Annotated in this window: 13 protein-coding genes; 7 read left to right on the forward strand and 6 right to left on the reverse strand. The window is 52.0% G+C overall.

The window, feature by feature from the left end; genetic code table 11:
- Nucleotides 1-2: 2 nt before the first annotated feature.
- The 4 genes from ACOXYR_RS17480 to panC all read left to right on the forward strand — a co-directional run bounded on the left by ACOXYR_RS17480 (nt 3) and on the right by panC (nt 3,636).
- The gene (locus tag ACOXYR_RS17480) at nt 3-575 is read left to right on the forward strand and encodes a fimbrial-like protein (RefSeq protein ID WP_189623650.1); all 573 of its coding nucleotides are present in this window, start codon (nt 3-5) and stop codon (nt 573-575) included.
- 42 nt (nt 576-617) lie between these two features.
- Nucleotides 618-1,865, forward strand: coding sequence for a fimbrial protein (locus tag ACOXYR_RS17485; RefSeq protein ID WP_421355808.1), 1,248 nt, complete (start codon nt 618-620; stop codon nt 1,863-1,865).
- Between the two features lie 116 nt (nt 1,866-1,981).
- Nucleotides 1,982-2,773, forward strand: a complete 792-nt coding sequence (gene panB, locus ACOXYR_RS17490; RefSeq protein WP_108476998.1) for a 3-methyl-2-oxobutanoate hydroxymethyltransferase — start codon at nt 1,982-1,984, stop codon at nt 2,771-2,773.
- Nucleotides 2,774-2,784: 11 nt separating this feature from the next.
- The gene (gene panC, locus ACOXYR_RS17495) at nt 2,785-3,636 is read left to right on the forward strand and encodes a pantoate--beta-alanine ligase (RefSeq protein WP_421355807.1); all 852 of its coding nucleotides are present in this window, start codon (nt 2,785-2,787) and stop codon (nt 3,634-3,636) included.
- Nucleotides 3,637-3,662: 26 nt separating this feature from the next.
- Here the strand turns inward: panC and ACOXYR_RS17500 are convergent, their stop codons facing one another.
- Nucleotides 3,663-4,580: an Rpn family recombination-promoting nuclease/putative transposase gene (locus tag ACOXYR_RS17500; protein WP_375876926.1), complete on the reverse strand. Its 918-nt coding sequence runs from the start codon at nt 4,578-4,580 to the stop codon at nt 3,663-3,665.
- Between the two features lie 271 nt (nt 4,581-4,851).
- Here ACOXYR_RS17500 and panD point away from each other — a divergent pair, with 271 nt between their 5' ends.
- On the forward strand, nt 4,852-5,232 hold the full coding sequence (panD, locus tag ACOXYR_RS17505; RefSeq protein WP_015965876.1) for an aspartate 1-decarboxylase: 381 nt from the start codon (nt 4,852-4,854) through the stop codon (nt 5,230-5,232).
- A 5-nt stretch (nt 5,233-5,237) separates the two neighbouring features.
- Here panD and ACOXYR_RS17510 read toward each other — a convergent pair whose 3' ends face one another.
- The 4 genes from ACOXYR_RS17510 to ACOXYR_RS17525 form a co-directional block, all read right to left on the reverse strand.
- The gene (locus ACOXYR_RS17510) at nt 5,238-6,485 is read right to left on the reverse strand and encodes a polysaccharide deacetylase family protein (protein ID WP_421355806.1); all 1,248 of its coding nucleotides are present in this window, start codon (nt 6,483-6,485) and stop codon (nt 5,238-5,240) included.
- A gap of 61 nt (nt 6,486-6,546) precedes the next feature.
- Complete coding sequence (locus ACOXYR_RS17515; protein WP_108477002.1) at nt 6,547-6,987, reverse strand: PTS sugar transporter subunit IIA; 441 nt, start codon at nt 6,985-6,987, stop codon at nt 6,547-6,549.
- Between the two features lie 104 nt (nt 6,988-7,091).
- Nucleotides 7,092-7,862 carry an ABC transporter permease gene (locus tag ACOXYR_RS17520; protein WP_108477003.1) on the reverse strand — a complete coding sequence of 257 codons (771 nt, stop codon included), beginning with the start codon at nt 7,860-7,862 and terminating at the stop codon, nt 7,092-7,094.
- Nucleotides 7,859-8,785, reverse strand: coding sequence for an ABC transporter ATP-binding protein (locus tag ACOXYR_RS17525; RefSeq protein ID WP_113859205.1), 927 nt, complete (start codon nt 8,783-8,785; stop codon nt 7,859-7,861). Before ACOXYR_RS17525 ends, ACOXYR_RS17520 begins: the two co-directional genes overlap by 4 nt.
- A gap of 105 nt (nt 8,786-8,890) precedes the next feature.
- Between ACOXYR_RS17525 and can the strand changes: the two genes are divergently transcribed.
- On the forward strand, nt 8,891-9,553 hold the full coding sequence (gene can / locus ACOXYR_RS17530) for a carbonate dehydratase (RefSeq protein ID WP_421355805.1): 663 nt from the start codon (nt 8,891-8,893) through the stop codon (nt 9,551-9,553).
- A gap of 91 nt (nt 9,554-9,644) precedes the next feature.
- Here can and hpt read toward each other — a convergent pair whose 3' ends face one another.
- Nucleotides 9,645-10,181, reverse strand: a complete 537-nt coding sequence (hpt, locus tag ACOXYR_RS17535) for a hypoxanthine phosphoribosyltransferase (protein WP_015965881.1) — start codon at nt 10,179-10,181, stop codon at nt 9,645-9,647.
- Nucleotides 10,182-10,386: 205 nt separating this feature from the next.
- On the opposite strand from hpt, the gene ACOXYR_RS17540 reads away from it, so the two are divergent.
- Nucleotides 10,387-12,777 (forward strand): glucose/quinate/shikimate family membrane-bound PQQ-dependent dehydrogenase, encoded by a 2,391-nt coding sequence (locus ACOXYR_RS17540; protein WP_421355804.1) that lies wholly within the window; start codon nt 10,387-10,389, stop codon nt 12,775-12,777.
- Nucleotides 12,778-12,920: the final 143 nt, after the last annotated feature.

Raw genomic sequence — 12,920 nt, forward strand, 5'->3', positions numbered from 1 at the left:
AGATGAAACTTAATTTCTGCGCTCTTGTCACCGGATCCTTGTTTTCGCTCACCGCAGTGGCGACAACAACGGATTTAAATATGACCGCCACAATTATTAATACCAGTTGTCAGATCTCATTCAGTAACGGCGGTCAGATCAACCTTGGAACCGTCACTCTTAATGACCTTGAGCGCAATACTGATGTGAACCAACTCTATTCAGGCGGTGCCCCCTTCAGTATCACCGTCAATAACTGTGTACAAAGTAGTGGTAAAACTCCATCCCATCTGACGGTTGATTTTTTACCTGTATCGGGAGCGTTGTCACCCGCCAATCAGCAGGTTTTTATTAACCAACAGAGTAGCGGCGCACAAAACGTCGGGGTGGTAATTTTATCAACGCAGGATGCACAAAATATTTTTAACGTCCTTGATGCACAAGGTCATTCTCAAAGTATTTATCCCGTCAGTGCGGGCGAATTAAGCAATGCAACCTACCGTTTTCACGCACGAATGCAAAAAGTTGATCCCGCACAAGCGGCTGGCAGTGGCGTCGTTAAAACCAGCGTTTTTGTCTCTGCCTATTATGATTAACGCCGCATATTTTATATCGATGTTTTCTCAAGGATGAAAAAAATGGATAAGATAAAAAAACATTCAGGAAGTACACAATGGCGAAGGGGTTTACTCATCCTGTTATTGGGATATATCCATTGTGCCAATGCCTCAAACGATACGCTTATCGTCGGGAGTAAGGATATGAATGGTGACAAAACATCGGATAATGGTGGCCCAACTGGAGATGGCTATGCCACCAATATCGTTTCCTCCGGTGGTGCAAGCCAACTTGTGATCCCGAGGGCAGCCAATTTACAATCGAGCAATATAACACTGTCTTTGGGGAGAGTTGATACCTCTCAAAAAGGAGGAACCGGTGTGCTGTATTGCGCACAGGGCGGCACTATGTCGCCCATTACGCTCACCAGCCATTTCGTTCCCGCACCTGTTGCTGCGCCTGAAGGGCATAAATTATTTAAGACCAACATCACTGGATTATATTTCAGAATGCATATGACTAATGTCAGCTCCTGGAAGGTATCGTCTGATGTAGATATTTATGTTGGGGATAGCGAACAACAATCTTTAGCGCTAATCCCAGAACATACAATTTGTGAAGCTCCCGTTGGCTCCTATGTTTCCGTCGGTGGATTTGGCAGCGACATTAAGATCGAGTTTTATAACGACAACACGTTCAATCCAGGCACCACTGGCAGCGTTGAACTTCTGAGTAATGGCCCCTATCACTATGAACTGACCAACCTTTCGCCTGGGAACGGAATTTTTTCAAAATCTATTTTTCAAAAATTCGACCTTACTAATATCACGTTAAGTTCGCCAACCTGTCAAACAGCCACGCTTAGCGGTAATAGCGTTACCAATGGGGATACGGTAAGCCTCGGCGAGTATAGCCCCAAAGAGGTTATTGACGGTGCAAACAGTGTTCCCTTTTCCATTAATCTACAAAACTGCTATCGGGTGACCAATATTGAGGTGAAGTTGACAACGGCGTCTCCTGCTACTTCACCTTCACTGCTCGGTAACACGCTCACCACGAATAATGCCCGTGGGGTTGGCGTCGAAATTAAGGGGGCGACTAACTCACACTTCCCGGAAACCATTCTTGAGCCTAATAATATCTCGTCGGTTTATAAAGCCTATGCCGATACCGCCGACGCCTCTAACGGAATCATTGGCACCGGCGCTGACGGAACACCGGGGAGTCAGGTAATGAACTTTACCGCCACACTTAAGCAGGATGGTAATCAACAGATCGTTGGGGGAGACTTCAAAGCTACCGCCACGTTCTCTATCACCTACCCCTGAGAAACCACCGGCAGGTCAGCCTGCCGGTTTTGACCATAAAGGGCTAACACTCATCACTCACATCCCCTACAATGCGCCAATCCTATCGATAACACTTATGGCTAACAGGGGTTATGATGAAACCGACCACCATCTCCTTACTGAACAAATACAAACAAGAAAAAAAACGCTTCGCCACCATTACCGCTTACGACTACAGCTTCGCCAAACTGTTTGCTGATGAAGGGCTGAACGTGATGTTGGTCGGCGATTCGCTGGGCATGACCGTGCAGGGGCACGAATCCACGCTGCCCGTAACCGTTGAAGACATCGCCTACCACACTGCCGCCGTGCGTCGCGGTGCACCAAACTGCCTGCTGCTGGCCGATCTGCCGTTTATGGCTTATGCCACGCCGGAACACGCGTTTGAAAACTCGGCTATCGTGATGCGCGCGGGCGCGAACATGGTCAAAATTGAAGGCGGCGCGTGGCTTGCCGATACGGTCAAAATGCTGGCCGAGCGCGCCGTACCGGTGTGTGGTCATCTGGGTTTAACCCCGCAGTCGGTCAACGTTTTCGGCGGGTATAAAGTGCAGGGCCGTGGCGATGCGGGCGATCGGTTGCTGAGCGATGCGCTGGCCCTGGAAGCCGCGGGAGCGCAACTGCTGGTACTGGAATGTGTGCCGGTTGAGCTGGCGAAACGCATTACCGAAGCGCTGGCGATCCCGGTTATCGGTATTGGCGCAGGTAACGTTACCGATGGACAAATTCTGGTGATGCACGACGCATTCGGAATAACCGGCGGCCATATCCCCAAATTCGCCAAAAATTTCCTCGCCGAAACGGGCGACATCCGTGCTGCCGTGCGGCAGTATATGGCTGAAGTGGAGTCCGGTGTCTATCCGGGCGAAGAACACAGTTTCCATTAAGGAGTCACGTTGTGTTAATTATCGAAACCCTGCCGCTGCTGCGTCAGCATATCCGCCGTCTGCGTATGGAAGGCAAGCGCGTGGCGCTGGTGCCCACCATGGGCAACCTGCACGATGGCCACATGAAGCTGGTCGACGAAGCAAAATCACGTGCGGATGTGGTAGTGGTCAGTATTTTCGTTAACCCGATGCAGTTCGATCGTCCGGAAGATCTGGCTCGCTACCCGCGCACCTTGCAGGAAGACAGCGAGAAGCTGAACAAGCGCAAAGTCGATCTCGTTTTCGCACCTTCTGTGCAGGAAATCTATCCGCAGGGCACTGAGAACCATACTTTTGTCGATGTACCGGGTCTCTCAACCATGCTCGAAGGTGCCAGCCGACCGGGGCACTTCCGCGGCGTTTCAACTATCGTCAGCAAGCTTTTTAACCTGATTCAGCCGGATATCGCCTGCTTCGGCGAAAAAGATTTTCAGCAACTGGCGTTGATTCGCAAAATGGTTGCCGATATGGGCTTCGATATTGAAATCGTGGGCGTGCCGATTATTCGCGCCAAAGACGGCCTGGCGCTCAGCTCACGTAACGGTTACCTGACGGCGGATCAACGTAAGATCGCGCCAGGCTTATATAAAGTGCTGAGTAGCGTGGCTGAAAAACTGCAAAACGGTGAACGCGATCAGCAGGAAATGATCGCCATCGCAGAGCAGGATCTGAATGAAAAAGGCTTCCGCGCCGACGACATTCAGATCCGCGATGCCGATACTTTGCTCGACCTGACCGACAGCAGCAAACGTGCGGTGATCCTGATGGCCGCATGGCTCGGACAGGCTCGCCTCATCGACAACAAAATTGTCGAATTAGGCTGATTGACCGAAACTGGCGCTGACAGCGGTCAGCGCCAGTCGGGTATTTTATCGATTTCTTCGCGGGTTAGGTCAGTCATCTCAGCAACCAGTTCTGGCGACATGCCGCTTTTCAACATGCGTGCCGCAACACGTTGCGTGGCATTGCTTTCGCCCTGTTGCATACCTTGCTGTATTCCCTTTAATATCCCCTGCTCTTCAAGCCACTCAGCAACAGTTCCCATCTTCTTCTCCTTTGGCAAACGCCTTCCCAGTTCACGGAAAAATAGTTTCGGCTGGTCAGTATGACCACGCAATAGCATATAGTTTACCAGCGTGATTAATTGACTTTCGCTAGTGTACTCCGCGCTTAAAAGGGTGACCAGATCCTCCAGCATTTTCATTAAATCGCGCTGGCGAATATGCTTTTGCAGCAGTTCAAGTATCGCCACGCGGCGATGCTGCATAATTTCATCGTCCGGAATGGTGGTGACATCCACCAGCGGGAACGGCTCGCAATAAAGGCGTCGAGCCAGTTCCGGCGAGGCAAACATATCCGTCCAGCACATTGAGTAGGGATAAGGGGATGTTTTCCCCTGATAGAAAAGGATAGGCACCACCAGCGGCAACTGCTGAAAACCCGCCTCAAGATGGCGTTGCATGGCGGCAATGGCATAACGCATCATCCGAAAGGCAATTTTCTTACTCGGCGTACTTTGATGTTCGAGCAGAATATGCAGATAGCCTGAATGCCCCTGCATCGATACGGAGTAAAGCACGTCAGAGTACTGCTCCTGTAAACTCTCTTCGACAAAATTCCCGGACTCCAGCTTGAGCGTACTGAGATCGCAAATCGCTTTAATGTCCTGCGGCAAATGAATATCCAGAAAATCACGTGCCGTATCGGTGTGCGTCAAAAACTGTTTGAATACCGCATCATGCGGCGTGTTGGCGACTCTTTGCATTATCCCGGCCTTAGCCATTCATCCCGTGCGCGCAGTATCGCTGGAACAGCAACCCAACGTCAGCAAGGCAATGTTAACGCCTCGAGACGACTCGGGATAAAAATCAGAGAGATACATTCGTTACCGTCAGTTTCTCGCAGCTGTACGCAAACTGTGCGAAGAAACGACACCAGATGAGTAGACACCCAACCAAAATCGGGCAATACTGCCAGGAATTTCCTGAAGCTGATATTCACATCAGCTTTGTTATCGTTATGGTAGAAAGGTAGAAGTTATGATTCGCACTATGCTGCAAGGTAAGCTCCATCGCGTCAAAGTGACCCAGGCTGACCTGCACTACGAAGGTTCTTGCGCCATTGACCAGGATTTCCTTGACGCTGCCGGTATTCTTGAAAACGAAGCCATTGATATCTGGAACGTGACTAATGGTAAGCGCTTTTCCACTTACGCGATTGCGGCAGAGCGCGGTTCTCGCATCATCTCGGTGAACGGTGCGGCTGCACACTGCGCCGAAGTGGGCGATATTGTGATCATTGCAAGCTTCGTCACCATGCCAGATGAAGAAGCCCGTACCTGGCGTCCGAAAGTCGCTTACTTTGAAGGCGACAATGAGATGAAACGCACCGCAAAAGCCATTCCGGTTCAGGTTGCCTGATTCCTCTACCCCTGCGGCTGGTTGCTGACCAGCCGCGACATGGTCTCCAGTGAATCCGTTCTTAAAATGTAGAGTCGTTTCAACAGGAACGGATTGTCCCCCGGCTTCACCTTCCCTTTCACCGTCGTGACCGCCAGATGGAATCCCGCGTCGTTTGCCGCTTGCACTGCCGCAGCGTTATAGCCGCCAAACGGGTAAGAGAGATAGAGCACATGCGGGTTAAACTGCGCCAGTGCCCGACGTGAACGTTTAAAATCAAACAGAATATTGTGGTAACTGCGACTCAGTAGAATCGGATGACGAGAATAATCGACGCGATGCAGGAAGTGGGTATGTGACTGAAAATCAAATACATCCTGAATACCACGTAGTTCTGAAATGCTCATAAACTGCAGTGATGTCGGGTCCCACTTTTGCGGATGCGCTTTTATGCGCGACGAGATAATAAACGCCGTTGCCTTGAAGCCGTACTGCTTCAGCACCGGATACGCATAACGGCTGACCGATTTCAGGCCATCATCAAAGGTGATCACCACCGCCCGCGCCGGGAGGTTCATTTTATTGCGCACGTAGCCTTCCAGTTGATACATGCTCAGGGTGGCATACCCCCGATCGCGCAACCAGGTCATCTGGTTACTGAAAGCGCGCACCGAGGTGGTGGTCGAGGTGTGACGGAAGCGCGTATTTTCTTCATCACGCAGGATGTGATGATAGGTCAGCATCGGAATACCGTTATCCATCTGCGCATCCAGCGAACTGACGTAGGCCAGCCGATTACCAATGCGGATTTGATACCAGGTTTGATTCAGCCGCCCCTTTAGCGCGCTCAGAATAGGATAGCGCAGATTTTCCGCCAGCGTACCAAACGGCGCGCTGCCAGCATCCGGCGCGTTATAGACCGGTGTATCTTTCCAGGTTATCAGGTTCTGGTTACTGGTTGGCCGATGTAAATCGCCCAGTCCATCCTCAACGCGCTGTCGCCCCTGTACCGGTTCAAGGTGATCTTTATCGATAAACCCGGTGCCAAATCCGAAGCGAAATTCGTAATACTCCGCAGACGTAGGCACCACATCAAGGATTTGCCCTGCGCGAATATTGCCGACCGTGATAACACGATCGCCCACCTGCGCCCAGACTGCCGCATCTTCAGTGGTTTGCATATAACGAGGAGGAAGCCCTTGCGGGGCCGTCAGGGCTGCCGCCGCGCCGTTGGAGAGCAGCAACGTCAGCATGAATACAATGCGCATTAACATGGATAAAAACCGCAGCAAAAAACTGCCGCTATTGTAACAAAAGCAACATCAATGAATACGGTTAATATTTATACGCGTCATGTAACAGAACGAAGGGCGGATTTTTTTGTTGCTGATGCCACAGGCTACTGACCCCCGCCGGGCCACGATCAACAATGGCATTACGAAAATCCTCGCTGCTGAGCGTTTCCCGCAGCGGATAGTACTGGGCGAGTAAAGGAAAATCGATACCCGAAATCACTTCGCAACGATCGTGCTTATGGCTCATCAAAGCCGCAACGCGATAAGGCGCTGCGCCGGTTTTATCGGTCAGAAAAATGACACCATCACCGGAATCTGCCTGATGTAACGCGTCGCACATCATGCGGCTGAGCATATTGGAACTCATTCCGCGCCAGTAATTCACCGCCCGGCACTGGACTACCGAACCAAATTTTTTCTCCAGACGTTCGAGCAATTCCTCTGCCCGATCGTCATGACAGGCGATTACCCAACCCAACATAGCGACTTACCTCCCTGGTAAAAGCATACTGTAGCGGGAATAAGGAGAAATAACGGTGATAACGCTCTAATTTTTCCCCCGGGAAAACCCGGGGGAGTGGCGAATCAACTACGCAGGCCGCGTCCGCGCTGGATGAGATACCAGCACAGCAGGTAGAAGGCGACGATGAAAATCACCAGCACGCCAAAGGTGGTGACCAGCGGCACATCGTGAATGCCAAGGAAGCCATAGCGGAAGCCGCTTATCATGTAGACAATCGGGTTCAGATGCGACAGCCCCTGCCAGAACGGCGGCAGTAACGTCAGGGAATAGAACACCCCGCCGAGATAGGTAAGCGGTGTCAACACGAAAGTCGGAATCAGGCTGATATCATCAAAGGTTTTCGCAAAAACTGCGTTGAGCAGGCCCGCCAGCGAGAACAGCACCGCCGTCAGGAGAAGCGTTAACGCGACAAATACCCATGAATGCACCTGGAACGGCACAAAGAAAAGGGAAATGGCCGTCACCAGAATGCCCACACATAACCCGCGCGCCACGCCACCGCCAACATAACCGGCGATAATCACATGCGTCGGTACGGGTGCGACCAGCAACTCTTCAATGTTGCGCTGGAATTTAGCGCTAAAGAATGAAGAGGCAACGTTGGCGTAGGCGTTGGTGATAACAGACATCATAATTAGCCCCGGCACAATAAACTGCATATAGCTGAAACCATGCATTTCACCGATACGTGAGCCAATCAGATTACCGAAGATAATAAAGTAGAGGGTCATGGTGATGACCGGCGGCACCAGCGTTTGCACCCAGATACGCATGAAACGGTGGATCTCTTTGGTCCAGATACTTTTCAGGGCCACCCAATAAAGCTGCATCATGCCTGCTCTCCTTGTTTTTCATGGACCAGCGAGACAAACAGCTCTTCCAGTCGGTTCGCTTTGTTACGCATACTTAATACCTGAATACCCTGCGCGCTAAGCTGGGCGAACACGCTGTTAATTCCCTGCTCACGCAGTACTTCCACTTCTAAAGTTGAGGTGTCGACAAGACGATACTGATAGCCATCAAGCGTTGGCAGCGGGCTCTTCGGCGCTAAATCGAGAATGAACGTTTCCGACTTAAGCTTTGAAAGCAGGTTCTTCATCGAGGTGTTTTCCACCAGCGAACCGTGCTGAATGATGCCAATGTTGCGGCACAACATTTCCGCCTCTTCCAGGTAGTGAGTGGTGAGAATAATCGTGGTGCCTTTGTCGTTTAAATCCTTCAAAAAACCCCACATTGAGCGGCGAAGTTCGATATCCACGCCTGCGGTGGGTTCATCCAGAATCAGCAGTTTTGGCTCGTGCATCAAGGCGCGAGCAATCATCAAACGACGCTTCATCCCACCCGATAACATACGCGCACGTTCGTTGCGTTTTTCCCACAGATCGAGCTGTTTTAAATACTTTTCACTGCGTTCAATGGCATCTTTATGCTCAACACCGTAGTAGCCCGCCTGGTGCACCACAATCTGTTGCACCGTTTCAAAGGGGTTGAAGTTAAACTCCTGCGGCACGAGGCCAAGCTGGCGTTTGGCGTTCACCACATCTTTTTGCAGATCGTAGCCAAACACGCTCACAGAGCCGGACGTTTTATTCACCAGTGAGCTGATAATACCAATCGTGGTTGATTTCCCCGCACCGTTCGGCCCGAGCAGCGCGTAGAAGTCTCCGGCTTCCACTTGCAGATCGATTCCGCGCAGTGCCTGGACACCCCCAGGATAGGTTTTTTTGAGCTGTTTTAGTTCCAGTGCAATGGTCATTGAATATCTCTTTTGAATTCTTGCGTTCAATGTATGGTTTTAAAAAAAGTTGAGTTGACCTATATTAGCGCAACGCACTTACTTGGTTACAGGTCGTTAACCTCCATGAAAAACATAGATACACTCATCAGCAACAATGAACTATGGTCAAAAATGCTGGTGGAAGAGGACCCCGGATTTTTCGAGAAACTGGCGCAAGCGCAGAAACCGCGCTTTCTATGGATTGGATGTTCCGACAGCCGCGTTCCCGCCGAACGTTTAACCGGTCTTGAGCCGGGCGAATTATTTGTTCACCGAAATGTTGCCAACCTGGTCATTCACACCGATTTGAACTGTCTTTCCGTGGTTCAGTACGCTGTGGATGTGCTGGAAGTTGAGCATATCATTATCTGCGGCCACTATGGCTGCGGCGGTGTTCAGGCAGCGGTTGAAAACCCGGAGCTCGGCCTTATCAACAACTGGCTACTGCACATTCGCGATATCTGGTTCAAACACAGTTCTCTGCTCGGTGAAATGCCGCAGGAGCGCCGTCTGGACACGCTTTGCGAACTGAACGTGATGGAGCAGGTGTATAACCTGGGTCACTCTACCATTATGCAGTCAGCGTGGAAACGTGGGCAGAAAGTCACCGTTCACGGCTGGGCCTACGGCATTCACGATGGCCTGCTGCGCGATCTTGATGTGACGGCAACCAACCGTGAAACCCTGGAGCAGCGTTATCGCAACGGGATTTCTAACCTCAAGCTGAAACACGCCAACCACAAGTAACATCTGTTAAAAAGCCGGGCGGCGGCATCGCCTCACCCGGCTTAGATAGGTAGGTCGGACGAACGAAGCGCTACCCGACACCAAACGACGATTACTCGTCCAGCAGAACCACTTTCCCGACATATGGCAGATGGCGATAACGCTGTGCGTAATCGATGCCGTATCCCACGACAAATTCATCTTCAATGGCAAAGCCCACGTACTCAACCGGCACGTTGACTTCGCGGCGGGACGGTTTATCCAGCAGCGTACAGATTGCCAATGATTTTGGCCCACGCAGGCTAAGAATTTCACGGACTTTCGACAGGGTGTTCCCGGAGTCGATGATGTCTTCCACGATCAACACATCTTTACCGCGAATGTCTTCGTCCAGATCTTTGAGGATTTTGACGTCACGCGTGGTGGACATACCGCTGCCGTAGCTGGAAGCCGTCATAAAATCGACTTCATGGGAGACATGCACTTCACGGCACAGGTCAGCCATGAACATAAATGAGCCACGCAGCAAACCCACTAACACCATTTCACTGCCACTGTCTTTGTAGTGCTCAGTAATTTGACGGCCCAATTCAGCGATACGCGCTTTGATCTCCGCTTCCGGGATCATCACTTCCACAGTATGTTTCATAAAACTAACCATATGATTTTATAGGTAAATCTATCGATATCCCGGCGCTACGCGCAGGCATCGTTCGGCAAGCGCGTCAGTATACCAGCAAATCGATTTCTCCGCTGAATTGGATAATAAAGCAAATTTTGTGATACCCGTCACAGTTGTTAAATCCTATAATCAATTGAAAGCAATAATTAACAAACTGACGCGAGTATTCTCTATGGCAGAAACAAAATCACAACAACCACGGTTACTCGTGGTGCTCACGGCCGTTTTTGCGGCTATCTGTGGGCTCTATCTTCTCATCGGAGGAGGCTGGCTGGTCGCGATTGGCGGCTCCTGGTACTACCCTATCGCCGGCCTGGTGATGCTGGCCGTGGCGGTGATGCTGTGGCGTAGCAAACGTGCGGCGCTTTGGCTTTATGCTGCTTTCCTGCTGGCGACCATGATTTGGGGCGTCTGGGAAGTGGGCTTCGACTTCTGGGCGCTGACCCCGCGCAGCGATATTCTGGTCTTCTTCGGTATCTGGCTGATTTTGCCATTTGTCTGGCGTCGCCTGATTATCCCATCCAGCGGAGCCGTTGCCGCGCTGGTGGTGGCGCTACTGATTAGCGGCGGCATCCTGACCTGGGCTGGCTTCAATGACCCGCAGGAAGTGAACGGTACGTTAAACGCCGAAGCGACAACTGCCGAGCCGATTTCCACCGTGGCGGATCAAGACTGGCCTGCTTATGGCCGTAATCAGGAAGGCCAGCGTTTCTCTCCGCTTAAGCAGATCAACGCGGATAACGTCCACAAGCTGAAAGAAGCCTGGGTGTTCCGTACTGGCGATCTTAAACGCGAAGACGATCCGGGTGAGCTGACCAATGAAGTGACACCGATTAAAGTCGGCAACATGCTTTATCTTTGTACCGCCCACCAGCGTCTGTTCGCGCTGGATGCGGCAACCGGGAAAGAAAAATGGCACTTTGATCCGCAACTCAACTCCAATCCGAGCTTCCAGCACGTCACCTGCCGTGGTGTTTCTTACCACGAAGCGCGTGCCGAAACGGCAAGTCCCGATGTCATGGCAGACTGCCCGCGTCGCATTATTTTACCGGTGAACGATGGTCGTCTGTTTGCCCTCAACGCCGAAACCGGCAAACTGTGTGAGACCTTTGCCAATAAAGGGATCCTTAATCTTCAGACCAACATGCCGGATACTACGCCGGGCCTGTATGAACCAACTTCTCCGCCGATTATTACCGATAAAACCATCGTCATTGCCGGTTCGGTGACGGATAACTTCTCGACACGTGAAACGTCTGGCGTTATTCGTGGCTTCGACGTGAACACCGGTAAGCTGTTGTGGGCTTTTGATCCGGGCGCGAAAGATCCGAACGCCATTCCGTCGGATGAACACACCTTTACCTTTAACTCGCCGAACTCCTGGGCACCGGCAGCGTATGACGCGAAACTGGATCTGGTCTATCTGCCGATGGGCGTGACCACCCCAGATATCTGGGGCGGCAACCGTACACCGGAGCAGGAACGCTATGCCAGCTCTATCGTGGCACTCAATGCCACTACCGGGAAACTGGTGTGGAGTTACCAGACCGTTCACCACGATCTGTGGGATATGGATATGCCGTCCCAGCCGACGCTTGCGGATATTACGGTTAAAGGCCAGAAAGTCCCGGTTATTTACGCGCCGGCGAAAACGGGTAACATCTTCGTTCTGGATCGTCGTAACGGCGAGCTGGTCGTCCCGGCGCCGGAAAAACCGGTTCCGCAGGGCGCGGCGAAAGGTGATTACGTCACCAAAACGCAGCCGTTCTCGGATCTCAGCTTCCGTCCGAAGAAAGATTTAACCGGTGCGGATATGTGGGGCGCCACCATGTTCGACCAACTGGTGTGCCGCGTGATGTTCCACCAGATGCGCTATGAAGGAATCTTCACCCCGCCGTCTGAGCAGGGCACACTGGTATTCCCGGGTAACCTGGGGATGTTCGAATGGGGCGGTATCTCCGTTGACCCGAACCGTCAGGTAGCGATTGCCAACCCGATGGCACTGCCGTTTGTCTCAAAACTGATCCCACGTGGCCCTGGCAACCCAATGGAGCCGCCGAAAGACGCGAAAGGTAGCGGTACCGAATCCGGTATTCAGCCGCAGTATGGCGTGCCGTTCGGCGTTACCCTGAACCCGTTCCTGTCGCCGTTTGGTCTGCCTTGCAAACAGCCAGCCTGGGGTTACATCTCCGCGCTGGATCTGAAAACGAACGAAGTGGTATGGAAAAAACGTATCGGTACCCCGCAGGACAGCATGCCGTTCCCGATGCCAGTTCCTGTGCCGTTTAATATGGGTATGCCGATGCTGGGCGGGCCAATCTCTACTGCAGGTAACGTTCTGTTCATCGCGGCAACCGCTGATAACTATCTGCGCGCGTATAACATGAGCAACGGTGAAAAACTGTGGCAGGGTCGTTTACCGGCAGGTGGTCAGGCGACGCCGATGACGTATGAAGCGAATGGCAAGCAGTTCGTGGTCATCTCCGCAGGCGGACATGGTTCGTTTGGTACGAAGATGGGCGACTATATTGTCGCGTATGCGCTGCCGGATGATGTGAAGTAATTTGCCTCCCCTCACCCCGGCCCTCTCCCACAGGGAGAGGGAGAAAACCAGGGCACAATCCGTTCCCCTCTCCCACAGGGAGAGGGAGAAAACCTGAGCACAATCGGTTCCCTCTCCCTGTGGGAGAGGGTTAGGGTGAGGGC

The sequence above is a fragment of the Pseudocitrobacter faecalis genome (assembly GCF_965231525.1).
Taxonomy (GTDB): Bacteria; Pseudomonadota; Gammaproteobacteria; order Enterobacterales; family Enterobacteriaceae; genus Pseudocitrobacter; species Pseudocitrobacter faecalis.